General features: G+C 70.4%; 22 protein-coding genes and 1 riboswitch. Of the genes, 11 read left to right on the plus strand and 11 right to left on the minus strand.

The genetic code is table 11. From position 1 onward, the window contains the following. A complete protein-coding gene (locus tag EV668_RS21465) occupies nt 1–774 on the minus strand; it encodes an SDR family NAD(P)-dependent oxidoreductase (protein WP_133774015.1) in 774 nt (257 codons plus the stop codon). A 157-nt stretch (nt 775–931) separates the two neighbouring features. On the opposite strand from EV668_RS21465, the gene EV668_RS21470 reads away from it, so the two are divergent. Continuing rightward, nucleotides 932–1,849: a 2-dehydropantoate 2-reductase gene (locus EV668_RS21470; protein WP_133774017.1), complete on the plus strand. Its 918-nt coding sequence runs from the start codon at nt 932–934 to the stop codon at nt 1,847–1,849. A gap of 207 nt (nt 1,850–2,056) precedes the next feature. Here EV668_RS21470 and EV668_RS21475 read toward each other — a convergent pair whose 3' ends face one another. Then, a complete protein-coding gene (locus tag EV668_RS21475; RefSeq protein ID WP_133774019.1) occupies nt 2,057–3,247 on the minus strand; it encodes an amidohydrolase in 1,191 nt (396 codons plus the stop codon). A gap of 194 nt (nt 3,248–3,441) precedes the next feature. Here EV668_RS21475 and EV668_RS21480 point away from each other — a divergent pair, with 194 nt between their 5' ends. From EV668_RS21480 to EV668_RS21495, 4 genes are all read left to right on the plus strand, one after another. Beyond that, the gene (locus tag EV668_RS21480) at nt 3,442–4,116 is read left to right on the plus strand and encodes an energy-coupling factor ABC transporter ATP-binding protein (protein ID WP_133774021.1); all 675 of its coding nucleotides are present in this window, start codon (nt 3,442–3,444) and stop codon (nt 4,114–4,116) included. Further along, complete coding sequence (locus EV668_RS21485) at nt 4,113–4,763, plus strand: CbiQ family ECF transporter T component (protein ID WP_166652583.1); 651 nt, start codon at nt 4,113–4,115, stop codon at nt 4,761–4,763. The genes EV668_RS21480 and EV668_RS21485 overlap by 4 nt, the downstream gene beginning before the upstream one ends. Continuing rightward, nucleotides 4,750–5,307 carry a biotin transporter BioY gene (locus EV668_RS21490; protein ID WP_133774024.1) on the plus strand — a complete coding sequence of 186 codons (558 nt, stop codon included), beginning with the start codon at nt 4,750–4,752 and terminating at the stop codon, nt 5,305–5,307. The genes EV668_RS21485 and EV668_RS21490 overlap by 14 nt, the downstream gene beginning before the upstream one ends. A gap of 95 nt (nt 5,308–5,402) precedes the next feature. Further along, entirely contained in the window at nt 5,403–6,713 is a 1,311-nt protein-coding gene (locus EV668_RS21495) for a capsule biosynthesis protein (RefSeq protein WP_245513342.1), read from the plus strand. Here EV668_RS21495 and EV668_RS21500 read toward each other — a convergent pair. Continuing rightward, nucleotides 6,633–7,700, minus strand: a complete 1,068-nt coding sequence (locus EV668_RS21500) for a capsular polysaccharide export protein, LipB/KpsS family (RefSeq protein ID WP_133774028.1) — start codon at nt 7,698–7,700, stop codon at nt 6,633–6,635. The genes EV668_RS21495 and EV668_RS21500 overlap by 81 nt on opposite strands. A gap of 129 nt (nt 7,701–7,829) precedes the next feature. On the opposite strand from EV668_RS21500, the gene EV668_RS21505 reads away from it, so the two are divergent. Further along, entirely contained in the window at nt 7,830–9,011 is a 1,182-nt protein-coding gene (locus EV668_RS21505) for a pyridoxal phosphate-dependent aminotransferase (RefSeq protein ID WP_133774030.1), read from the plus strand. 36 nt (nt 9,012–9,047) lie between these two features. Here the strand turns inward: EV668_RS21505 and gpmI are convergent, their stop codons facing one another. Then, on the minus strand, nt 9,048–10,571 hold the full coding sequence (gene gpmI / locus EV668_RS21510; protein WP_133774032.1) for a 2,3-bisphosphoglycerate-independent phosphoglycerate mutase: 1,524 nt from the start codon (nt 10,569–10,571) through the stop codon (nt 9,048–9,050). A gap of 151 nt (nt 10,572–10,722) precedes the next feature. Between gpmI and EV668_RS21515 the strand changes: the two genes are divergently transcribed. Beyond that, the gene (locus EV668_RS21515) at nt 10,723–11,835 is read left to right on the plus strand and encodes a Fic family protein (RefSeq protein WP_208111598.1); all 1,113 of its coding nucleotides are present in this window, start codon (nt 10,723–10,725) and stop codon (nt 11,833–11,835) included. A 3-nt stretch (nt 11,836–11,838) separates the two neighbouring features. Here the strand turns inward: EV668_RS21515 and EV668_RS21520 are convergent, their stop codons facing one another. Further along, nucleotides 11,839–13,101: a M20 family metallo-hydrolase gene (locus EV668_RS21520; RefSeq protein WP_133774034.1), complete on the minus strand. Its 1,263-nt coding sequence runs from the start codon at nt 13,099–13,101 to the stop codon at nt 11,839–11,841. Between the two features lie 66 nt (nt 13,102–13,167). Here EV668_RS21520 and EV668_RS21525 point away from each other — a divergent pair, with 66 nt between their 5' ends. Continuing rightward, the gene (locus EV668_RS21525) at nt 13,168–14,295 is read left to right on the plus strand and encodes an AI-2E family transporter (RefSeq protein WP_133774036.1); all 1,128 of its coding nucleotides are present in this window, start codon (nt 13,168–13,170) and stop codon (nt 14,293–14,295) included. 117 nt (nt 14,296–14,412) lie between these two features. Then, nucleotides 14,413–14,949: a hypothetical protein gene (locus EV668_RS21530; RefSeq protein ID WP_133774038.1), complete on the plus strand. Its 537-nt coding sequence runs from the start codon at nt 14,413–14,415 to the stop codon at nt 14,947–14,949. Nucleotides 14,950–14,971: 22 nt separating this feature from the next. Here the strand turns inward: EV668_RS21530 and EV668_RS21535 are convergent, their stop codons facing one another. Genes EV668_RS21535 through argJ form a run of 3 tightly spaced genes read right to left on the minus strand, consistent with a single transcriptional unit; the run spans nt 14,972 to nt 17,350 of the window. Then, nucleotides 14,972–15,385, minus strand: a complete 414-nt coding sequence (locus tag EV668_RS21535; RefSeq protein WP_133774040.1) for a (deoxy)nucleoside triphosphate pyrophosphohydrolase — start codon at nt 15,383–15,385, stop codon at nt 14,972–14,974. A 16-nt stretch (nt 15,386–15,401) separates the two neighbouring features. After that, nucleotides 15,402–16,118 (minus strand): SIMPL domain-containing protein, encoded by a 717-nt coding sequence (locus tag EV668_RS21540; protein ID WP_133774042.1) that lies wholly within the window; start codon nt 16,116–16,118, stop codon nt 15,402–15,404. Then, nucleotides 16,115–17,350, minus strand: a complete 1,236-nt coding sequence (gene argJ / locus EV668_RS21545) for a bifunctional glutamate N-acetyltransferase/amino-acid acetyltransferase ArgJ (protein ID WP_133774044.1) — start codon at nt 17,348–17,350, stop codon at nt 16,115–16,117. The genes EV668_RS21540 and argJ overlap by 4 nt, the downstream gene beginning before the upstream one ends. 152 nt (nt 17,351–17,502) lie before the next feature. Between argJ and EV668_RS21550 the strand changes: the two genes are divergently transcribed. Next, nucleotides 17,503–18,006, plus strand: coding sequence for a GNAT family N-acetyltransferase (locus EV668_RS21550; protein WP_133774046.1), 504 nt, complete (start codon nt 17,503–17,505; stop codon nt 18,004–18,006). A gap of 193 nt (nt 18,007–18,199) precedes the next feature. Here EV668_RS21550 and EV668_RS21555 read toward each other — a convergent pair whose 3' ends face one another. The 3 genes from EV668_RS21555 to EV668_RS21565 form a co-directional block, all read right to left on the minus strand. Next, complete coding sequence (locus tag EV668_RS21555) at nt 18,200–19,180, minus strand: D-2-hydroxyacid dehydrogenase (RefSeq protein ID WP_245513343.1); 981 nt, start codon at nt 19,178–19,180, stop codon at nt 18,200–18,202. Between the two features lie 32 nt (nt 19,181–19,212). Further along, on the minus strand, nt 19,213–20,187 hold the full coding sequence (locus EV668_RS21560; RefSeq protein ID WP_133774048.1) for a tripartite tricarboxylate transporter substrate-binding protein: 975 nt from the start codon (nt 20,185–20,187) through the stop codon (nt 19,213–19,215). A gap of 189 nt (nt 20,188–20,376) precedes the next feature. Further along, nucleotides 20,377–21,453: a tartrate dehydrogenase gene (locus EV668_RS21565; RefSeq protein ID WP_133774051.1), complete on the minus strand. Its 1,077-nt coding sequence runs from the start codon at nt 21,451–21,453 to the stop codon at nt 20,377–20,379. 296 nt (nt 21,454–21,749) lie between these two features. Beyond that, nucleotides 21,750–21,947, plus strand: a riboswitch (cobalamin riboswitch). Nucleotides 21,948–21,974: 27 nt separating this feature from the next. Here EV668_RS21565 and EV668_RS21570 point away from each other — a divergent pair. After that, nucleotides 21,975–24,095 (plus strand): TonB-dependent receptor plug domain-containing protein, encoded by a 2,121-nt coding sequence (locus EV668_RS21570; RefSeq protein WP_133774053.1) that lies wholly within the window; start codon nt 21,975–21,977, stop codon nt 24,093–24,095. Nucleotides 24,096–24,104: the final 9 nt, after the last annotated feature.

Below are 24,104 nucleotides of genomic sequence, written 5' to 3' on the forward strand. Positions count from 1 at the left end.
TCAACCCTGGAGCCAGCCCGCGACGCGGCGGGCGACGATCCGCGGCACGAGCCGCGAGCCGAAGCCGGTCGCCCGGTTGCGCAGGCCCGGGATCACGACGGCCCGTCCCGCCTCGTGCCCGTCGAGCCCCATGCGCGCGACGGCGGCGGCGTTCATCGGCGCCATGTTGAAGAGCTTCGACTTCTCCATGTCGGCGCGGATGGCGAACTCGGTCGTGGTGGGGCCCGGGCAGACGGCCGTGACCACGACGCCGTGCCGGCGCACCTCCTCGTGCAGGGCTTCCGACAAGGACACGACATAGGCCTTGGTGGCCGCGTAGACGGCGAAGAAGGGGATGGCCTGCCAGGCGGCCAGCGAGGCCACGTTGATGATCCCGCCCCGCCGCTGGGCGACGAGATCGGGCAGGACGAGCCGGCAGAGCCGCGTCAACGTCGTCACGTTGAGCTCGATCATGGCGATCTGCTCCTCGTAGGGGAGGGATGCGAAGCCGCCGCGGAGCCCGAACCCGGCATTGTTGACGAGCGTCTCGACGACGATGCCGCGCTCCTGCAGCGTCGTCACGAGCGCCTGCGCCGAATCGGGTCGCTCGAGATCGAGCGCGACGGTCTCGATCCGCACCGCGTCGCTCGCGAGGCCCTGGGCGAGGCCGGCGAGCCGCTCCTGCCGCCGCGCGACGAGGACGAGGGAGCGGCCGCGGGAGGCGGCGATGCGCGCCATCTCCTCCCCGATCCCCGAGGAGGCCCCGGTGATCACCATCCAGCGCGGGTCGTTCATGCGGCGAGTCCCTGGCGGCACGACATTGGCATCTCTAGAGGCTGTTCTAGGAATCCGGCGCGAATAGGAACCCCTCCCCGTCACGGGAGGACGACGCGGTCATCCGGATGACGGATGCGGAAACGGCGCAAAGCCGCAGCAGGGGCAGGATAGCAGCATGGGTCGAGAGACGGACGGAGCGGCGGATCACGTCGCCGTGATCGGCAGCGGCGGGATCGGCGGCTATGTCGCGGCGAGCCTCGCGGAGGCCGGCCGCAAGGTCACGCTCTGCGTGAGGACGCCGTTCGACCGGCTGACGGTCGAGGAGGGCGGCACCGTCCGCGAGGTGCCGCTCCCGATCACGGCCGATCCGGCCGGGATCGCCCCGGCGCGCTGGATCCTCCTGACGACGAAATCGCAGGACACGGCGAGCGCCTTCCCTTGGATCGAGGCGCTGGCGCGGCCGGGCTCGACCCTCGTCGTGATCCAGAACGGGGTCGGCCATGTCGAGCGCGCCGCGCCGATCGCGGGGCCGGCGGCCGTCCAGCCCGCGATCATCTGGTGCAGCGTCGAGCGGCGGGCGCCCGGGGAGATCGTCCATCACGGGGCGAAGCGAATCGCGGTTCCCGCCGGCGAAGACGCGGCGGCGCTGGCCGGGCTCTTCGCGGGGACGGGCTTCGCGATCGAGCCGACGGAGGATTTCGTCACCGTCGCCTGGCGCAAGCTCCTGTCGAACCTCGTCGCCAATGCCTTGACCGCGCTGACGCTCCGGCGAACCTCCCTCTTCCGCGAGCCCCAGGCCCGCGACCTCGCCCGGCAGATCCTCGAAGAGGCCGTCGCCGTCGCCCAGGCGGAAGGTGCGAAGCTCACGGCGGACGATCTCGAGCGGGCCCTGGCCGCGCTCGGCACCCACGGCGCCGATGCCGGCACCTCGATGCTCTACGACCGTCTTTCGGGCCGCCCGCTGGAGCATCGCTATGTCACCGGCGCGCTCCTCGAGGCCGCCGACCGCCACGGCATCGCCGTGCCCGTCAACCGCACGCTCTACGCGCTGCTGGAGACGGTGAGCGGGCAGAAGCTGAGCGAGGTGCGGTAGGCCGGGAGCGGTCGACGAGCGATGACCGCTCCTCCCGCCCTCCCCTGGAGGGGGAGGGTCGACGGCGAAGCCGGCGGGGTGGGGTGAACCCCGCCTCTCCTCATCCTTGACGTCGTCGAGGTGGATGCCGCGCATCACCCCACCTCGGACCTTCGGTCCGACCCTCCCCCTCCAGGGGAGGGTGAGCGTGCCGCTGTCGGGTAGCCTTCAGGCCCCGAGTTCCTGCCGCACGAGCGCGACCCAGTAGCCGACGCCGAGCGGGATGATGTCGTCGTTGAAGTCGTAATGGGGCGTGTGGACGGAGTGGAAGGAGCCATCCTCCTTCACGCCGTTGCCGATGAAGATGAAGGCGCCGGGCCGGGCCTGCAGCATGTCGGCGAAATCTTCGCCACCCGTAATCGGCGGGGCGTTGCCGTCGACCGCTTCCTCGCCGACGAGGAGGGAGGCGGCCCGCACCGCCTTCGCGGTATGGTCGGGGTCGTTGACGAGGACGTTGGTGAAACCGGAATAGGCGACCTCGGCGCTGCATCCCTGAGCCTGGGCATGGATGGCGGCGAGTTCGCGCAGGCGCCGCTCCATCAAGGCGCGGACGGTGTCCGAGAAGGTGCGGACCGTTCCGGTGATCACGATCTCGGCCGGCATCACGTTCGGCGAATCCGCCGAGCCGCCATGGATCGAGCCGATCGAGACTACCGCCGGCTCGACGGCCGGCACGTTGCGCCCGATCACGTTCTGGAGCGCGAGGCAGAAATGGGCCTGGGCGATGGTGACATCCGTCGCCAGATGCGGCGTCGAGCCGCCATGCCCGCCGGTGCCGCGGAAGGTGACGGTGAAGAAGTCGACCGCCGCCATCATCGGGCCGGAGCGGATCCGGAACTTGCCGACCGGCAGGCCGGCCCCGTTATGCATCCCGTAGACCGCATCGCAGGGGAAGCGCTCGAACAGCCCGTCGGCGAGCATGGCCGCGGCGCCTCCGCGGCCCTCCTCGGCGGGCTGGAAGATGAATTGCACCGTGCCGCCGAAATCCGGCCTTGCGGCGAGGGCCTTGGCTGCGCCGAGCAGCATGGTCGTGTGGCCGTCATGGCCGCAGGCATGCATGGTGCCCGGCGTCGTCGAGGCGTAAGGCAGGTCCGTCTTCTCGTGGATGGCGAGCGCGTCCATGTCGGCGCGCAGGCCGATCGCGCGGTTCCCGGGCCGGTTCCCGCGCAGCGTGCCGACGACGCCCGTGCCGCCGACGCCTTCCGTCACCTCGAGCCCCGCCGCCCTCAATTCCCGCGCCACGAGGGCCGCCGTCCTCGTCTCCTCCATGCCCATTTCCGGATGGGCGTGGATGTCGCGGCGGATGGCCGTGAGCCCGGCTGCCAGGGGCTCGATCTCGGCGAGGATGGAACGGGTCATGCGATACCTCCGCCTTGAGGCTTAGCCCGCGCTATCGGGCACGGCTAGTGGCACGCCGCGGGCAAGCCCCTGTACCCGCTCGCCCGCGCATGGCATCGGGGCGGCCCATGTCGAGGAACCGTCATGAATCCGCCGCCCGCACCGTCGCGGGGTCGCCGCGTCTCCCATCGTCACGTTGAACCCGGGATGACGCGGTGATCCGGTTCGACGAGGTCTCCGTCACGCGGGGGGAGCGTCGCGTCCTCGCGGAGGTGAGTTGCGTGCTCCCGGAGCGGCGCATCGCGATCCTCGGCCCCAACGGCTCCGGGAAGAGCACCTTCGTGCGGCTCATCAACGGCCTCGTCGTGCCGAGCGCCGGACGGCTGGATGTCGACGGCCTGGATCCGGCGGCCGATCCCAAGGCCGTGCGCCGCCGCGTCGGCTTCGTCTTCCAGAATCCCGACAACCAGATCGTCTTCCCGATCGTCGAGGAGGACATCGCCTTCGGCCTGCGCAATCTCGGCCGGTCGCGGATGGAGGCCGCGGAGGCCTCCCGCGCGGCGCTCGACGGCTTCGGCCTCGGCCATCTCGCGGCTCAGCCCGTCGCGACCCTCAGCGGCGGCGAGAAGCAGCTCGTCGCGCTGCTCGGCGTCCTCGTGATGCAGCCGGCCATCCTCGTCTTCGACGAGCCGACGACCCTCCTCGACCTCCGCAACCGCAACCGGATCGCCGCCGCGATCGGCGGGCTCGACCAGCAGGCGATCGTCGTGACGCACGACCTCGACCTCGTCGCGGGTTTCGACCGGGCCCTCGTGCTCGACGGCGGCCGCATCGTCGCCGACGACGAGCCGGGCGCCGCCATCGCCTGGTACCGGGAGCGCATGGCGTGAGCCGCGAGGCCTGGTCGCCCTCCCTCCGCGCGGCGGTGTCGAGCTGGCCGGCCGGATTGAAGCTCGCCGCGCTCGTGGTGCTCGCGACCGGATTGCTTCTCATCCAATCCGCGGCCGTGCTGGGCGTCGCCTCCGCCCTCGTTCTTCTCGCAGGCCTTCTGGTGCTCGGGCCTGCCGGGCTGTCGCGGGCGGCCGGCCGCTGGCTCGTGCTGACGATCGGCTGCCTCGCGCTGCTGACGCTCCTCATCGAGGGGCCGGAGCGGGCGCTCGTCGTCCTGCTGCGGCTGTCGAGCCTCCTCGTCCTCGCCGAGCTCGTCACCGGCACGACGCGCGCGAGCGCGATCCAGGACGCCATCGTCGCCGCGCTCCGCCCCTTCGAGCGGCTGCCTTTCGTCTCCGCCGACAAGGCGGGACTCGCGCTCGCGCTCGCGCTGCGCTCCCTGGCGCTCGTGCGCGGGATGGCCGAGGAGTTGCGCGAGGCTCAGGCCGCGCGCGGCCTCAGAGCGTCCCCGAGCCGCCTGATCATCCCGCTCGTGGCCCGCATCCTGCGCGAGGCCACGGAAACCGCCGAGGCCATCGACGCCCGCTCCTGGACGGGCGAGAAGGCGCGATCGTCCCCGAAGGAGCCGCCGCGTGACCACCCATGACATCGTCCTCACGGCCCTGTTCGCGGCCCTCATCGTCGTCCTCGGCACGATCCCGCCGATCCCGATCGGCATCATTCCCGTGCCGATCACGCTGCAATCGCTCGGGGTGATGCTGGCCGGCGCGCTGCTGGGCCCCTGGCGCGGCGCGATGGCGGCCGTGATCCTGATCGCCCTGGTGGCGATGGGGCTGCCGGTCCTCTCCGGCGGCCGGGGCGGCCTCGGCGTCTTCGCCGGCCCGACGGTCGGCTATCTGATCGGCTTCGTTCCCGCGGCCTTCGTGACGGGCTGGGTCGTCGGCCTCCTGGGAGCGGACAGGCGGCCGCCGCTCCCCGCCTTCGGCGCGACGGTCCTCGCCTGCATCCTCGGCGGCGTCGTGATCGACCATCTCTGCGGCGTCATCGGCCTCGTCGCCGTCACCGGGATCGCGTGGCAGAATGCGGCCTTGGGCACGCTGGCCTTCGTGCCGGGCGACCTGATCAAGGCAGCGCTCGCGGGCTGGATCGCGGTCGCGATCCGCAGGGTGCATCCCATCGCTGTGCATTGAAGCAGTGACGGGCCCTCGGGCCCGCCGGTCCGACATTGCCGTGGGCTCCCGCCCATGACATGGAGGGACGACGTCAACGGAGTGGGTCGCGCCATATGCGCTCTGGCCATGCCGGCCGACAGGTTTTTCTGTTTCTGCAAGGACCGATCACGCCCTTCTTCGCGGAGGTGGCGGACGCGCTTGAGGCGCGTGGGCACAAGGCCCTCCGGATCAATCTCTGCTACGGGGACAGCCTGTTCTGGCGCCGCGGCGGCGCGACGGATTATCGGGGTCCGCTCGAGGCCTGGCCGGCCTTCGTGTCCGAGTTCCTCGACAGCAGGGGCGTGACCGATCTCGTCCTGCTCGGGGAGCAGCGTTTCTACCACAAGGTGGCGGTGGCGGCGGCCAAGGCCCGCAACATCCGCGTGACCGTGACCGATTTCGGCTATCTGCGGCCCGACTGGATCACGCTGGAGCCGGACGGCATGTCGGGCGACAGCGCCTTCCCGCGCGAGCCGGACGCGATCCGGGCGCTCGCGGCGGCGGCGCCGGAACCCGATCTCACCGTCAAATACGGCGACAGCTTCTTCACCCAGGCCGTGTGGGACATGGCCTATCACCTGTCGAGTTCGCTTCTCTCCTTCCGCTATCCCGGCTACCGCTCCCACCAGGTCCATCATCCGGCCTTCGTCTATCTCGGGACCGGGCTTCATTTCCTGCGGGCGAAGCGCGGGCACAAGCGGGCGAATCGCCTGATCCAGTCCGTCCGCGAATCGGGCGTGCCCTATTGGGTCTTTCCCCTGCAGATGGAGAACGACTTCCAGCTTCGCGCCTATTCGCCCTATCCGGACCTCAAGACGCCGATCCACGAGGTCATCCGCTCCTTCGCGGCCAATGCGCCCGCGGATGCGCGGCTGCTCGTGAAGATCCACCCGCTCGATCCCGGGATGCGCAACTGGGGCCGGCTGGTCCGGCGGTCGGCCGCGAATTGGGGCGTCCGCAACCGGGTCGACTTCCTCGATGGCGGCCAGCTCGACACGCTGCTGGACGGCGCGCGCGGCGTCGTGACGGTGAATTCGACCGTCGGCCTGTGGGGATTGCGCTCGGGCAAGCCGCTGATCACGCTCGGGGCGGCCGTGTTCGACATCGAAGGCCTCGCCTTCAAGGGCCATCTCGACCGGTTCTGGGCGGAAGCGCAGCCGCCGGATCAGGAGCTTCTCACCGCCTTCATCCGGGCCATCGCCTCGGAGATCCAGATCCGCGGCGTCTATTACGGCCGCGAAGGCCTGTCGGCGGCCGTGCGGGCGGCGGCGGACCGCCTCGACCTCGCCGCTCAGACGAACCCGTCAGTTCTTCGGCAGGAGGTGTCGCAGGCCGGACCGGAAGATGCCCAGGCGCTCGAGCCCGATCGAGCCTCGGTTGCGTGAGCGAGCGGTGGTCGCCGTCCGGGAGGCGGCGACCTCGTCCTTCAGCAGCGCGAGGGCGTCGGCGAAGCCGATCATGCCGCCGGTCTTCGGATCGTAGTACCGGGAATAGTGCAGATAGGCGGCGGCGAAGACCTCGAGCGCGCTGCGTCGGCGTGTCCGCCGGCTGGCGACGAGGCGATCATCGGTGAAGCCCCAGCCGGAATAGAAGGCGATCCCGAAACAGACGACGGGAATGCCGGCCAAGGCCGCCTCGAAGCCGAGATGCGTGCAGACCGTATAGAGACGATCGGCCCGGTCGATGATCGAGCGGCTCGTCACGGGCTCGTAGACGGGAAACACCCCCTCCGGAAGCGGGCGCCGGAGCAGATGGCCGGCCTCGGCAACCGCGGGCCCCGCCGGGTCCGTGACGACGACGATCATCGCGTCGGGGTTCTCCGCACGCGCATATTCCAGCATGGCGCCGAACCGGCCGGCACCGGCCAGCGAGAAACCGACCGTCTGATCGGCGATCGGCTGGTCGACGACGACCACGACCTTCCCTCCCGGGCCGAGATCGAGGTCTTCCGCGGCGTCGAGAAGCCGGCCGAGATCGCGCCGTCGCGGATCGTTGTCCAGCGAAAGGCCGCTCTGGCGAAGGGCCGCGATTCCGGCCTCGGCCTCGGCCATGAGTTCGTCGCTTTCCCACCCGCCGCGCTCGAGCAGCATCTCGAGTTCGCTCGGAGCGGTGGCATCGTAATAGATGCCCATCGAATCGACGACCCAGGACAGGGGACGGCTCGCGGAGGCGAGCGGAAGCCGAAGGAAGCCGGGTTCCCAGCGATCCTCGAAGGGGCGAAACCGCGAAACGGGCTCGCTCGCGAGTCTGGGAGGGAACCGCAGCGGACCGGCAGGAGGGCGTTCGCTCTCCGGCGTCCGGGCGATCAGCCCCTTCCGCTTCGCCAGGTTCATACGCGCCCCTGCGGTCAGCACCAGGGCTGGCCAGGCCACCCTTTGAACCGCTCCAATATCGTCCGAACCCCTGGACCGTCAATTCTCGGATCGCCCGCGGGCTCTTGAGCGTCGCCCGCTTCGGCCATAGGAGGGCGAACCTGCCAAGGGCAGGAGGGAGAAAACGTCATGTTTCGGACGGTGTCGAATTTCGACCGGATCGGCGAAGAGAACGCCTTCGCGGTCCTGGCTCGGGCGACCGAACTCGCCTCGCAGGGCCGGGACATCGTCAATCTCGGCATCGGCCAGCCCGATTTCCCGACCCCGCCGCATGTCGCCGAGGCGGCGGCCAAGGCGATCCGCGACGGACATCACGGCTATACGCCCGCGACCGGCATCCTGCCGCTGCGCGAGGCGGTCTCCGGCGACCTGCATCGCCGGTTCGGCGTCTCGGTGGATCCCGGTAGCGTCATGGTCGTGCCGGGTGGCAAGGTGACGATGTTCGCCGCGATCCTGATGTTCGGCGAGCCCGGCGCGGAGATCCTCTATCCCGATCCCGGATTCCCGATCTACCGCTCGATGATCGAGTATACCGGCGCGACGCCGATCCCGATCCCGATCCGGGAGGAGAACGGCTTCGCCTTCTCGGCCGAGGAAGCCCTGTCGCTGATCGGGCCGAAGACGCGCCTCGTCATCATCAACTCGCCGGCGAACCCGACGGGCGGCGTGACGCCGAAGGCCGAGATCGACGCGCTCGTCGCGGGCCTCGCGAAGCACCCCGACGTCGCGATCCTCTCCGACGAGATCTACGGCACGATGACCTATGACGGCGAGCAGCACGTCTCGCTGCTGTCCTATCCCGAGATCCGCGACCGGCTGATCTATCTCGACGGCGCTTCCAAGACCTATGCCATGACCGGCTGGCGGCTCGGCTGGTCGGTCTGGCCGGCGCGGCTCTACGACATGGCCCGCAAGCTCGCCGTGAACTCCTTCTCCTGCGTCAACGCGCCGACCCAGTTCGCCGGGATCGCGGCACTGAACGGCCCGCAGGATTGCGTCGCCGAGATGATGGCCGCCTTCGACAAGCGCCGCACACTCGTGACCGAGGGCCTGAACCGGCTGCCCGGCGTCTCCTGCATCGTGCCGAAGGGCGCGTTCTACGCGTTTCCGAACATCTCGCAGACGGGGTGGAAGGCGAAGAAGCTGGCCTCGGCGCTGCTGGAGGAAGCGGGCGTCGCGACCATCGGCGGACCCGATTTCGGCGTCCACGGCGAGGGCTATATCCGCGTCTCCTACGCCAATTCCGCCGAGAACATCGCGCGGGCGCTCGACCGGATGGGGAGCTTCCTGGCGGACCGGAAGGCCGCCTGAGGAAGCCGGCCGGTCCAGGGCCGGCCGGCTCGGGGATCAGGCCGGCTCGGCCAGGGGCCGGCCCGTCATCTCCGCCGGCTGGGCGATGCCCATCAGCGCGAGGAGGGTCGGGGCGATGTCCGCGAGCCGGCCGTCGTGGAGCCGCACGCCCGGCACGCCCGCCAGCACGACGGGCACGGGGTTGGTCGTGTGTGCCGTGTGCGGGCCGCCGGTCGCGGGATCGCGCATCAATTCGCTGTTGCCGTGGTCGGCGGTGACGAGGAGCGCGCCGCCCTCCGCCTTCACCGCCTCCCAGATGAGGCCGAGCCCGGCATCGGCCGTCTCGACCGCCCGGATCGCAGCCTCGAGGCTGCCCGTATGGCCGACCATGTCGGGATTGGCGAAGTTCAGCACGATCAGGTCGAAGCGCTTCGAGCGGATGGCCTCGGCCGCCTTGCCGGCGAGTTCCGGCGCCGACATCTCGGGCTGGAGATCGTAGGTCGCGACCTTGGGCGAGGGCACCATGACGCGCTCCTCGCCGGGATAGGGCGTCTCCTCGCCGCCGTTCAGGAAATAGGTGACGTGCGGGTACTTCTCCGTCTCCGCCATGCGGAGCTGGGTGCGACCTGCCTTCGCGACCACCTCGCCGAGGATGTTGGTCATGCTCTGCGGCTTGAAGACCGTGCCCATCAGCCGGTCGAGGGCGGTCGAATATTCCGTCATGCCGAGGGCCGCCGCGACCCGGTGCGCCTTCGCGCGCTCGAAGCCGGCGAAGGCCGGGTCGAGAAGGGCCGCCAGGATCTCGCGCACCCGGTCGGCGCGGAAGTTGAAGCAGAGGATGCCGTCGCCATCCGCCATGCCGGCATAGCCGCCGAGCACCGCGGGGACGACGAACTCGTCGGTGACGTCGGCCGCATAGGAGGCGGCCATGACCGAGGCCGCGTCGGGGAAGGGCGCGCCCTGCCCGTCCGCCATGGCCCCGTAGGCCTTCGAGACGCGCTCCCAGCGGTTGTCGCGGTCCATGGCGTAGTAGCGGCCGCTGACGGTCGCGATGCGGGCGCCGTCCGGCAGCGCCGCCGCGAGGCGCGCGAGGTCGTCCGCGCCCGAACGGGGGGGCGTGTCGCGCCCGTCCGTCCAGGCATGGACGGCGACCGGCACGCCGGCCGCGGTCACGATCCGCGCGAGGGCGGCGGCGTGGTCCTGATGGGCATGGACGCCACCGGGCGAGACGAGGCCCATCAGGTGGCAGGTGCCGCCCGTCTCCTTGAGCCTGGCGACGAAGCCGGCGAGCGTCGCATCGGCGGCGAGGCTGCCATCGGCGATGGCGTTGCCGATACGGGGCAGGTCCTGCATCACGACGCGGCCCGCGCCGATATTGAGGTGGCCGACCTCGGAATTCCCCATCTGCCCGTCCGGCAGGCCGACATCCGCCCCGCTCGTGCGCAGGAAGGCGCGGGGGCAGGTGCTCCAGAGCCCGTCGAAGACCGGCTTGTGCGCCTGCGCGACGGCGTTGTCCGCCCTCTCCTCGCGCCAGCCGAAGCCGTCGAGGATCACGAGCATGACGGGACGTTGCTTCTGCACGGCGGAAACCTCTGACGGCGACGGAACGATGACGCCGCTCAGATAATGTCTGCCGCGCGCTTTGTCGCCTGCGAGCCTCGTGAGAGGCCTCGACACACGGTTGCCGATGCGGCGATTGCAGGACATATTCGCCGCAGATGGTGCGGTGATTATGCCCTATATCTACCAGAGGCCGGATTGGCCGGGCTTTCGCTGGGACGCTGCGCGTCTTTCGGCGCCGCTCGCGGCCGTGAGGCACCGGCAAGGGCGGCTGATCGGGCGCATGCAGGGGCTGGGTCTCGCTCTCCGCGATGAAACGGCCTTCGACATGCTGGCGGAGGATGCGGTCAAGACGAGCGAGATCGAAGGCGAGGTTCTGGACATGTCGGCCGTGCGCTCGTCGCTCGCGCGCCGGCTCGGCCTCGACGATCCCGTTCCCGCCGCGATCCGCCGGGACGCCGACGGGATCGTCGAGATCCTCGTCGACGCAGTCCAGAACCACGCGGCGCCCCTGACCGAGGAGCGGCTCTTCGCCTGGCACGCGGCGTTGTTTCCGACCGGCCGCAGTGGTCTTCGCCGGATCACGGTCGGAGACTGGCGCAAGCCCGATGGCGGGCCGATGCAGGTCGTCTCCGGGCCGCTCGGTCGAGAGACGGTCCATTTCGAGGCCCCGCCGGCGGAGCGCGTGGCCGATGAGATGAGCCGTTTCCTGGCCTGGTACGAAGCCGAGCATCCCGATCTCGATCTCGTGCTCAAGGCGGCCGTGGCCCATATCTGGTTCGTGACGATCCACCCCTTCGACGACGGCAACGGACGGATCGGTCGCGCCCTCGCGGACATGATGCTGGCCCGCGCGGAAGGGCTGGCTCAACGCTTCTACAGCATCTCGGCGCGGCTACGGGTGGAGAGGAGCGCCTATTACGCAACGCTCGAAGCGGCGCAGAAGGGCGATCTCGACATCACGGCGCGCCTCGTCTGGTTCCTCGGCATCCTCGACAAGGCGATCGCCGACGCCGAGGTGCATCTGGCGACCGTCCTGCGCAAGGCGCAGTTCTGGGCGCAACCGAAGCTCGACGGCATCAGCATCCGGCAGCGGAAGGTGCTGGCCAAGCTGCTGGACGGCTTTCAGGGCAAGCTGACGGCATCGAAATGGGCCGCCCTCGCCGGCTGCTCCCCCGACACGGCACTTCGCGACATCGACGACCTCATCGGCCGCTCCGTCCTCGTCCGCGCCGATGCCGGAGGCAGAAGCACGCATTACCTGTTCGTTGCGTCCGACGATTGAAGCTCACCCCTCCAGGGTCGCGTCGTAGGCGAGGACGGCGTTGAGCAGCACCTGGGTGCCGGCGGCGCATTGCTCGAAGGTGCTCTCCTCGGCCTCGTTGTGGCTGATCCCCTCCTTGCAGGGCACGAAGACCATCGTCGTCGGGCAGATGCGGGCGGTGTAGACCGCGTCGTGGCCCGCGCCCGAGGCGATGTCGCGGTGGCGGAAGCCGAGCCGTTCGGCCGCCTCGCGGACATGGCCGATCAGGACCGGGTCGAAATGCACCGCGGGCGAGACCCAGATGCGCTCGAGGCCGAATTCGAGCCGGCCCTGGATCTCCGCGAGTCGCGCCCGCAGGTCCTCCTCCATCCGCGCCACCACCTCGTCGAGCGGATGGCGGAGGTCGATGGTCAGGAAGACCTCGCCCGGAACGACGTTGGTCGAGCCGGGCCGGCATTCGAGGATGCCGACCGTGCCGACGCCATCGGGGGCATGGGCGAGCGCCACCGCCTCGACGGCCTCGATCGCGCGCGCCGCCCCGACCAGGGCGTCGCGCCGCGCCGGCATCGGGGTCGCGCCGGCATGGGCTGCCGCGCCCGTGATGGTGAGCTCGAACCAGCGGATCGACTGGACGCCCGTGACGACCCCGATCATCCGGTCCTCGGCTTCGAGGATCGGGCCCTGCTCGATATGGAGTTCGAACATGGCGCCGAGCTTCCGGCCGCCGAGGGGCGTGTCGCCCCGATACCCGATCGCGTCCATGGCGTCGGCGAAGGTCGTGCCCTCGCGGTCGGTGCGGGAGAGGATGTACTCCTCGGTGAAGACCCCCGCGAAGGCGCCCGAGGCCATCATGGCCGGCGTGAAGCGCGCGCCCTCCTCGTTCGTCCAGTTGATCACCTCGATCGGGGCGTTGGTCTGGTAGCCGATCGCGTCGAGGCTGCGGATCGCCTCGAGCCCCGCCAGCACGCCGAGGATGCCGTCGAACTTGCCGCCCGTCGGCTGGGTGTCGAGATGCGAGCCCATGCAGATCGGCGGCAGGTCGGGGTTCTTGCCCTCCCGCCGCGCGAACATGTTGCCGATCGTGTCGACCGTGACCGTGCAGCCCGCCGCCTCGCAGGCCGCCTTGAACCAGTCGCGGACGCGCTTGTCCTCCTCCGACATCGTCAGCCGGCGGATGCCGCCCTTCGCCGTGCCGCCGATCTTGGCGGTCTCCATCAGCGTTCCCCACAGGCGCTCGCCGTCGATGGTCACGTTCGTCAAGGCAGGCACTCCATCCGGTCTCGTCATGGGATCGCGGAGTTGGTAGCGATTTTCGGGCCGGGTGTCCCGGGCCGCGGCCGCAACGAGGGCGAAATGAGCGAACCCAAGGCATTCGAAACGATGCCCCACGATCCGCCGAGCCCGGCCCAACGGCGGACCTTCATCGTCCTCTGCCTGCTGCTGCTGGTGGCGGGCCTCTGGACGATCCGGTCCTTCCTGCCGGCCCTCGGCTGGGCCGCGATCCTCGCCGTCGCGACCTGGCCTCTCTATGCACGCGTGCGCGCCATGTACCCGCCGCGCGGCCACGACATCCTGTGGCCGCTCGTCTTCAGCGTCGCGGCGGCCCTTCTGGTCCTCGTCCCCCTTGCCGCCGCGGGAATCCAGGTCGCGCGGGAGGCCCACACCGTGCTCTCGCTGGTCGAGGAGGCGCGGCGCTCGGGCCTTCCGCCGCCACCCTGGCTCGGCGACCTCCCCCTCCTCGGGCCGGCCGCCTTGTCCTGGTGGACGGAGAACCTCGCCAGCGGCGCGGCCGCCTCCGGCCTGATCGAGCGGTTCAACCACGACGCCGTCGCCGGGCTCAGCCGCTCGCTCGGCGGGCAGTTGCTGCACCGGAGCATCGTGTTCGGCTTCACCATCCTGACGCTGTTCTTCCTCTACCGCGACGGCCTCTGGCTCCTCGACGCCCTGAGGCGGGCGAGCGAACGCGCCATCGGGCCTCACGGGGAGCGGATCGGCCGGCAGATGATCGCCTCGATCCATGGCACCGTGGACGGGCTCGTCCTGGTCGGGATCGGCGAGGGCATCCTCATCGGCATCGCCTATTGGTTCGCCGGCGTGCCCCATCCCGCCCTGTTCGGGGCCGCGACCGCGATCGCGGCGATGATCCCGTTCGGGGCCGCGGCCGTGTTCTGCGCCGCGGCGCTGCTCGTCCTCGCCGACGGCTCCGTCGGGGCCGCGGTCGCGATCGTCGCGGTGGGGAGCATCGTCGTCTTCGTCGCCGATCACGCCGTCCGTCCGGCCCTCATCGGCGGGGCGACGAAGCTGCCCTTCCTGTGGGTGCTGATCGGCATCCTCGGCGGTGTCGAGACCTTTGGTCTGCTCGGCCTCTTCCTCGGGCCGGCCCTGATGGCGAGCCTCCACCTCCTGTGGAGGGACTGGATCGCGGGGCCGGCGGACGAGGTCCCGGCCCCGCCGTCCTCGGCTTCGGCGGCGCGGCGTTAAGCCTACGGAGAAACAGGACCGGGAGAATTCGTTCGCTGTCGCAGCAAACCCCTTGCCGGGCCGCAGCCCGCCGATTAGGCCTCCCCTCGCCCGCCTGATTAACCTTCGTTAACCCGCATGCGCCCCGTCGCTTCGCTTCTTCCGATCCTCGCGCTCGCGCTCGGCGCCGGGATCCTGATTCCGGGACCGGCGAAGGCGGCGGGCCTGCTCGACTTCCTGTTCGGGCGGCCGACCACGGTGCAGCCGCCGGGCTTCGATTCGAAGCCGCTCGACGTGACCGTCCGGCCGCGCGGCAAGGGCAGGCGGGATCTGCAGAAGACGCTGTCGGACCGGGCCGCCCTCGGCGCCCGCGAGCGCAAGCCCGTCCTCGTCAAGAGCATCGATCCGGTCGCCAATCCGGACTGGTATCTGAAGGATCCGACGCTCCGTCACGGCGACATCGTCGTGCTGAAGACGGGGCCGGTCGTCTATCACGGCTCGCGGCGCGCCATCCGGACGGATGCGGATTTCGTCGCGCTCACGCAGAGCCGCCTCCTCTCGAGCGCCACCCGGCGCACCGTGACGATGATGGCGAGCGGACACTGGATCATGCCGCAGATGAGCCCGGCACGCCCCGCACGCAGAACGCTTCGGCGCCAGGCCGAGGCCCGGTAGGTTTCCGAAGACGCAGCGGGATCTAGGCGCCCAGCGGGGCCAGGAGATCGATCAGCGCCGGGATGAGCGGCTCGTCGGCCGGCGGCATCGGGTAGTCGCGGAGCTTCGTCGGCCTGACCCAGGCGAGGCGCTGGCCTTCCACCGGTTGCACCGAGCCCTTCCAGCGCCGGCAGACATAGAGCGGCATGAGGAGGTGGAACTCCTCATAGGCGTGGCTCGCGAAGGTGAGCGGCGCGAGGCACGGCTCCTCGACGTCAATGCCGAGCTCCTCCTTCAATTCGCGGATCAGGCTGCGTTCGGGCCGCTCCCCCGGCTCGATCTTGCCGCCCGGAAACTCCCAGAGGCCCGCCAGGGCCTTGCCCTGCGGCCGTTCGGAGATGAGGACGCGCCCGTCGGCATCGACGAGCGCCACGGCGACGACGAGAAGAAGTTTCACGGCCCGAACGCGATGGTCAGTTGAAGGAGAACGTGACCTGGACCTCGGACTGCACGTCCAGGGACCCGGCCTCGACCGGCACGTCGGCGCGCTCGCGCGCCATGGCGCGCGGTGCCGATGCGACCCGTGCCATCGGCCGATAGCCCTGCGAAACCGAGATCGATTCGATCCGGGCGATCTTCACGCCCGCCGCTTCGGCGATGATGTCGGCCTGCCGGCGCGCGTCCTTCACGGCGGCGGCGAGCGCCTCGCCCTCGAGCTTGGTCGAATCGGAGAGTTCGAAGGCGACCCCGCCGATATGGTTCGCGCCGCCATCGACGACGTTGCGGAGGAACTCGCCGAGCTTGCCGAGATCGCGGACGCGCACCACGACCGAGTTCGAGGCCGAATAGCCGTCCGGCTTCTGCTCGACGACGCCCGAGGGGTCGCGCACGGGGCGGTAGGCCGGCTGGAGTGAGACGTAGCTCGTCTGGATGTCGCGCGGCTCGATGCCGAAGGCCTTCGCGGCGGCGGCGATCTTGCCGGCGGCGGACGATGTGGCGTCGATCGCGGCGGCCGTCGTCTGGGCCTTGTTCGACACCCCGATCGAGACGGCGGCGTAATCGGGCTTCGCCTCGATTGTCGCCCGGCCGGTGATGGACATGGTCGGAGGGGTCTTGTCGTCGGCCATGGCCATGGTGCTCGCCGCGGTGAGGGCGGCGAGACCGAGCAGCGCCGCCAAATGGATTCTCATGAACGGTAATCCCCGTTGATTTCGACATAGGCCTTGGTGAGGTCGCAGGTCCAAACCCGCGCCTTGCCCTCGCCGAGGCCGAGATCGACCGTGATCGTCACCTCGTCCTTTTTCATGGCCGCCGATGCCTCGGCCTCGTCGTAATCGGGATCGCGCGCCCCCTGGTGCGCCACCCGCACGTCTCCGAACGAGATCGAGAGGAGGTCGCGGTCGGCCGGCTCGCCCGCCTTGCCGACCGCCATGACGACGCGGCCCCAATTGGCGTCCTCGCCGGCGACGGCGGTCTTCACGAGGGGCGAATTGGCGATCGACATCGCGATCCGGTGCGCGGAGGCGTCGCTCTCGGCGCTCTCGACCTTCACCGTGACGAATTTGCGCGCGCCCTCGCCGTCGCGCGCGACCTGCTGGGCGAGATCGATCAGGAGGTCGTCGAGCGCCGCCTTGAAGGCCGGCAGGCGCGGATCGTCCGCGTTCTCGATCGCCTTCCCGCCGCTCCGTCCCGTGGCGAAGGCGAGGAGGGTGTCGGAGGTCGAGGTGTCGCCGTCGACCGTCGTGCAGTTGAAGCTCGTATCAGCCCCCTCGGAGACGAGGGTCTGCAGCACGGGGGCGGCGATGGCGGCGTCGGTGAAGACGAAGGACAGCATCGTCGCCATGTCGGGCGCGATCATGCCGGAGCCCTTGGCGATGCCGTTGATCACGACGCGTTCGCCGTTCCCGAGTTCGACCGAGCGGGTCGCGACCTTCGGGAAGGTGTCGGTCGTCATGATGGCGCGGGCGGCCTCGAGCCAGCCGCCGGGCGCGGCGCGCGACGCGCAATCGGCGAGGACGCCCTCGAACCGCGTCGCGTCGAGCGGCTCGCCGATGACGCCGGTCGAGGCCAGCATCACCTCCTCGGGCCGGCAGCCGGCGGCCCGCGCGGCGATCTCGGCGGTCAGCCGCGTCGAATCGCGGCCCTTCCCGCCGGTGAAGGCGTTGGCGTTGCCGGAATTGACGACGACGGCGCGGGCCGTGCCGCCGGCGAGGTTCGCGCGGCACCAATCCACCGGCGCCGAGGGGCAGCGCGAGCGGGTGAAGACGCCCGCCGCGCTCGCACCCTCGTCGAGCGCGACGTAGAGCACGTCGGTGCGGCCCTTGTAGCGGATGCCGGCTTCGGCCGTCGCGAGGCGCACGCCTCGGATCTCGGGGCAATCGGGCACGGATTTCGGCGCGAGCGGCGAGACGGGGTGCGACACGAGAGGTCCTCGACATGGCGGCCGGATCGATCCGGCCTTGCGCTCGCCGCTTTCCACATCCGCAGGCCGGTCGCAACCGTTCCCCCGCCATCCGCGGCCGCCCTTCGCAGGAAGGGGCTGGCTCCGTCCGCGCAATGCTGTAGCGGAAGCGCATGACGACGCTGCCGCTCTCCATCCTGCCCGAACGTCCGGAAGACGCCGCCCCGATCGAGCGCCTCCATGAGCGCGCCTTCGGACCGGGACGCTTCGCCCGAACCGCGTTCCGGCTGCGCGAGGGCGCGGAGGCGACGCCGGAGCTCTGTTTCACGGCCCTCGTCGGCACGCTGCTCGTCGGGTCGATCCGGCTTTCGCCGATCAGCCTCGGCGAGGTGCCGGGGCTGCTGCTCGGGCCGCTCGCGGTCGATCCGGCCTTCGAGGGGCGCGGGATCGGCGCGGCCCTCATCGGCCGTTCGCTGGAGCGCGCGAAGGCGGATGGGCACCGGCTCGTGATCCTCGTCGGCGACGAGCCGTATTACGCCCGCTTCGGCTTCGCCCGCGCCCCGGCAGGGCGCCTGCAGATGCCGGCCCCGGTCGATCCGGCCCGCCTTCTCGCGGCTGAACTGGAGCCGGGCGCTCTCGACGGCGTCGCGGGCCAGGTCGTCGGACGGCGCGGCTGAGGGCAGGGGGCGGCGCTCCCAACCCTCCCCTGGAGGGGGAGGGTCGACGGCGAAGCCGGCGGGGTGGGGTGACAACCACCTCGCCTCATCACCGACGTCTTCGAAGTGGATGCCGGGTTTCACCCCACCCCGGACCTGCGGTCCGACCCTCCCCCTCCAGGGGAGGGTGGTCGCCGTGGCAGGCAGGGCGAGGTCAGACGATCTGGTTGACCAGCCGCTCGCCGCGCCGGAGCCGGCCGATATTCTCGACGAGGAGTTCGGTCACGCTCGCCTCGTAGGCGCGCGTCTCGCCGCCCGTATGCGGCGTGACGAGGACGTTCGGCATCTCCCACAGGGGCGAGGCGGCGGGGAGCGGTTCCTCGACCGTGACGTCGAGCCCGGCCGCCTCGAGATGGCCCGAGCGCAGGGCCGCGATCAGATCCGCCTCGACGACGCAGCCGCCGCGGGCGAGATTGACCAGGATCGAGCGCGGCTTCATGGCCGCCAGCGCGCGGGCATCGACGATGTCCTTCGTCTCGTCGGTGAGTGGGCAGGTCAGCGCGACATAGTCGGCCCGGGGCAGGACGCCGAGGAGATCGCGCGTCGCCACCACCTCGTCGGCACCGTTGAGGCCGGCGGAGGGATCGCGGCGGACGCCGATCACATGCATCCCGAAGGCCTTGGCGAGCCGCGCGAGGCGGCCGCCGATCCGGCCGAGCCCGATGATGACGAGCGTCTTGCCGCCGATCACGTCCTCGCGGAGCCCGTGGTCGCTCTGCATCGGCCGCCAGACGCGCCTCGCCTGGTTGTCCCGCGCCTCGTGGATCCGCCGGGCGAGGGCGAGGAGCATGGCGATGGCATGCTCGGACACGGCCTGCTCGTTCGCGCCCTGGGCGCTCGCGAGCTGCACCCCATGCGCCGCGAAGGCTGTCGCGTCGAACTGGTTCACGCCCGCCGAGACCGACTGGACGAGGCGCAGCCGCGGCGCCTTCGCGAGGAGGGCGTTGTCCCAGAGCCCCGAGGCGACGACGATATCGGCCTCGCCGATCCGTGCGGCGAGTTCCTCGCGACTCGCGACCTGGAAGGCGCTCGTGCCGGCCGGCCTCTCTGAGGCCGGCAGCGCATCGTAGGCGTCAAGCAGGCCGTAGGCCGCGTGAGCGAAGCAGATGACCGGGTTCTCGGAGAGGTTCGTCACGGGCTGTCCTTCTTTCGCCGCGGCGGCGATGGCTATTGGGCAACGGCACCCGCTTTCTTGATCACCGGCACCCACTTGTCGATCTCGCTCCGGACGAGTTCGGCCAGGGCTTCGGGGGTCTGGCCGGCCGGCTCGGGCACGACGACGCCCAGTTCGGCGAGGCGTGCCTTCAGCTTCTCGCTTGCGAGCGCCGCCTTTCCGGCCGCGTTGAGCGCCTCGACGATCGGCTTCGGCGTGTCCTTGGGGGCGAACATCGCGTTCCAGCCCATCGCCTGGAAGGCCGGCATGCCCTGCTCGGCCGAGGTCGGAACGTCCGGCACGACGGGCAGGCGCTTCTCGACCGCGACGACGAGACCCTTCACGGCCTTCGCCTGGATCTGCGGAACGACCGTGACGGTCTGGTCGCAGACATAGTCGATCTGGCCGGCGAGAAGCGCGTTCAGCGCCGGCCCCGAGCCCCGGAAGGGCACGTGCTGCGGCTTCGCCTCCATCAACGCGTCGAGATACAGGCAGGTGAGGTGCGAGGTCGCCCCGACCCCGCCCGTGCCGTAATTCATCTTCGCGGCATTCGCCTTCACATAGGCGACGAATTCGCGGAAATCCTTCACCGGCAGGTCGTTCTTGGCGACGACGAGCATGGGCGTTCCGCCCGAATTGATGATCGGTTCGAAATCGGTGCGCGGGTCGTAGGCGAGCTTCGGATAGAGGCCGACGCTCGCCGCCTGCGTACCCATATTGCCCATCAGGACGGTGTAGCCGTCCGGTGTCGCGCCCTTCACCCGCGTCACGCCGACCGTGCCGCCCGCACCGACGACGTTCTCGACGATGATCTGCTGGCCGAGGGTCTTCGACATCTCGTCCGCCATCAGGCGCGCGATGATGTCGGTCGTGCCGCCGGCCGCGAACGGCACCACCATCGTGATCTGCCGGGTCGGATAATCCCGGGCCGCAGCCGGCTGGACCAGTGCGAGGAGAGCGGCGCCGGCCGCCGCGAGAACGGTTTTCATGATGAGGACCTCCCTGATGGTTCTTTGGCGGCCGTACCGCGTTTGATCCCTCCCGGAGGGGAGGGCCGAGTCGGCGTCAGCCGACCGGGTGGGGGGACCGGGGGCGGGTAGCCCCACCCAGGCTCGAATCTTCGCTTCGACTCGCCCTCCCCTCCGGGGTGGGATCAGGCGGCTGTCGGTGCGTCGGTCTCACGCGTTGTCGCCGCGGACGGCCTGGATGACGGCCTCCGTCACGTCGCGCGTGCGGGCCGTGCCGCCGAGATCGGGCGTGTGCAGGGCGGGATCGGCCGTCACGCGCTCGATCGCCCGCATCAGGCGGGCGGCGGCTTCCGTCTCGCCGAGATGATCGAGCATCATCGTCGCCGACCAGAAGGTCCCGACCGGATTGGCAATGCCCTTGCCCGTGATGTCGAAGGCGGAGCCGTGGATCGGCTCGAACATCGAGGGGTAATGGCCCTCCGGATTGATGTTCGCGGTCGGCGCGATGCCGATCGAGCCCGCGAGCGCGGCGGCAAGGTCCGACAGGATGTCGGCATGGAGGTTCGTCGCGACGATCGTGTCGAGGCTCTCGGGCTTGAGCGTCATGCGCACGGTCATCGCGTCGACCAGCATCTTGTCCCAGGCCACGTCGGGGAACTCGGCCGCGACCTCGGCCGCGATCTCGTCCCACATCACCATGGCGTGGCGCTGGGCGTTCGACTTGGTCACCACGGTGAGGAACTTGCGCGGCCTGGACTGCGCGAGGCGGAAGGCGAAGCGCATGATCCGCGCAACGCCCGCCCGCGTCATCATCGAGACGTCGGTCGCGACCTCCTCGGGCAGGCCGCGATGCACGCGGCCGCCGACGCCGGCATATTCGCCCTCCGAGTTCTCGCGCACGATCACCCAGTCGAGCTCGGGGCCGGCGACGCCGCGCAGCGGGCTCGTGATGCCCGGCAGGACGCGCGTCGGACGGACATTGGCGTATTGATCGAAGGGCTGGCAGATCGCGAGCCGGAGGCCCCAGAGCGTCAGGTGGTCGGGTACGTCCGGCGCGCCGACCGCGCCGAAGAAGATCGCGTCGTGATCCTTGATCCGCGCGAGGCCGTCGGCCGGCATCATGACGCCGTGCCGCTTGTAGTAGTCCGAACCCCAGTCGAAATGGTCGAAGGCGATGCCGAAGCCGGCCCGTTCGGCGAGGGCCGTCAGCACCTCGACCCCCGCCGCCACCACCTCGATCCCGATCCCGTCGCCCGGAATGGCGGCGATGCGATAGCTCTTGGGCAAGACGGTCCTCCCAGCGTTTTCTGCGCCATCCCTTATCGGGTCTGCAGCCGGCGCCAACCCCCACCCTCCCCTGGAGGGGGAGGGTCGGACCGCAGGTCCGGGGTGGGGTGAAACCCGGCATCCACTTCGAAGACGTCGGCGATGAGGCGAGGTGGTTGTCACCCCCCCGCCGGCTTCGCCGTCCACCCTCCCCCTCCAGGGGAGGGTGGGGAAGCCCCCCTGTGGCGGGATTGCCGCACCTGCGCCGCGCCGTCTCACGGGAGCCGCTCGGCGCTTGCCGCATGACGGTGCCTGGTCGACAAGGCGGCGTGTCCGGTGCCCTTCGGGGTGAAACGGGAACGCGGTCGGCGCTCTGGAACTCGAGAGCGCCAAGCCGCGGCTGCCCCCGCAACTGTGAGCGGAGCGCGATCCTCAGATGCCACTGGCTTCGGCCGGGAAGGCGGGGAGAGCGAGGCTCCGCGAGCCAGGAGACCGGCCGGACGCACCCATTCGAAGCGTGGCGGTGGGCCACCGGAGTTTTTATGTCGCGTTTCCAGGCCGTCTCGGCCCTGTCCTCGTTCGTCTGTCTCGCCGCTCTCACGGCACCTGTCTCGGCCCAGCCGGCCGTCCAACTCCCCGACATCGTCGTCGAGCCGACCCAGTCGGCGCGCTCGCAGGCACGGCCGACCCGCACGGTCCCGGCCGCCGCCCGCGCCGGGACGTCCCGCGGCCGGGCTCCGTCCGCGGCCTCCCCGTCGGGCACGGTGAGGCCGGCCTCCGCTGCGCCGGAGGTCGTGGTGACGCCGAACCGGCAGCCCGAGCCGCTCGCCCGCCAGGGCAGCGCGATCTCGGTCGTGACCCGCGAGGAGATCGAGAACTCGAATCCGACCTCCCTCGTCGATGCGCTGCGCGGCGTGCCGGGGCTCGACATCACCGAGAACGGCGGGCCCGGTGCGACGACCTCGGTGCGCCTGCGCGGCGCCAATCCCGGCCAGACGCTGGTCCTGATCGACGGGATCAAGGTCAACGATTCGATCCCGGCCAGCGGCGATTTCGATTTCTCGACGCTCCTGCCTTCCTCCATCGACCGGATCGAGGTGCTGCGCGGACCGCAGAGCGCGCTCTACGGCTCGGACGCGATCGGCGGCGTCATCAACATCCTGACGAAATCGGGCGGCGGCGAGCCGCGCTTCTCCTTCCGGCAGGAGGCCGGGAGCTACGGCACGGTGAATACCAGCGCGACCGCGACCGGCTCCTTCGGCCCGTGGTCGTATGCCTTTTCGGGCGGCGGCCAGAAGAGCGCGGGCTTCTCGCGCTACGGCTACCGGATCCGGCAGCTCGAGCGGCGCTTCGGCGCCTTCGAGCCGGACGGGTTCGCGCGCTGGGGCGGCTACGGCAAGCTCGGCTACGATGCGGGCGAGGGCGTGAAGCTCGAGATCGGCGTCATGAGCGTCAAGACCCATGCGGAGCTCGACGCCGCCTCCTCGACGCTGCCGAGCCTGATCTCGCCCCTGCCCAGCCGGCGCATCTGGCCCGACACGCCGGGCGAGGTCGAAAGGCTGTTCTCCCAGGTCTTCGCGCGGGGCACGCTCGAACGCGGGCCGCTCACCCACACGCTGACGCTCTACGCCAACCAGACCGAGCGGACCTTCGACGAGACGAGCTACCGGGCGGGGATCGGGCCGGTGAGCCCGACCCGCACGATCACCGATTTCCGGAGCGAGCGCGTCGGCGCCGAGTATCAGGGCCAGGCCCGCCTCGACGCCTTCGGCTCGCTCACCTTCGGCGGCAAGTACGAAACCGACAAGGGGCGCTCCTACTCGACGCCGATCCTGCCCGTCTCGCGAACGAAGACCGGCACGCTCAGCGCCGACCAGACGACGCGCTCGCTCTTCGCGCTCTGGCAATTGCCGATCGGCGAGCGGATCGTCCTCACGGCCGGGGGGCGGCACGATTCGGTCGGACGCGAGGAGTTCAACACCTGGCGCGCGACCGGCGCCTATCTCATCCCCGAAACCGGCACGAAGCTGCGTGCGAGCGGCGGCACGGGCGGCAAGGCTCCGACGCTGTACCAGCTCTTCTCGCCCCAATACGGCACGGCCGGACTCGCCCCCGAGACCTCGATCGGCTGGGATGCCGGCATCGACCAGAGCCTCTTCGGTGGCCGCGCGAGCGTCTCGGCGACCGTCTTCGGCAACCGGTTCTCGGACCTGATCGAGTTCGATTCCGTGACGATGCGCTACCGCAACGTCGCCCGCGCGACGACCTCAGGGGTGGAGGTCGAGGGCCGCGTCACCCTGCTGCCCGGCCTCGTCTCCCTGTCGGGCGCCTATACCTACCTGCACGCCAAGAACGACGAGACCGGGCTGACCCTCCAGCGCCGCCCCGACCACACCGCCCGCATCTCCCTCGCGCTGACGCCGATCGAGAACCTCCTGATCGAGCCGCGCGTGACGATGGTCTCGCGTCGCTTCAGCGATTCGGCCGAGAAGCAGCGTCTGCCCCGCTATGCCCGGCTCGACGTCTACGGGGAGTACAAGATCGACGAGACCTGGAAGGTCTTCGCCCGCGTCGAGAACGTCACCGCCACGCGCTACCAGGACATCCTGAATTACGGCACGACCGGCCGCGCGGCCTATGGCGGGTTCAGCGCCACCTGGTGAGGCGGCGCG

Origin of the sequence: Enterovirga rhinocerotis (assembly GCF_004363955.1) — a bacterium.
GTDB lineage: Bacteria > Pseudomonadota > Alphaproteobacteria > Rhizobiales > Beijerinckiaceae > Enterovirga > Enterovirga rhinocerotis.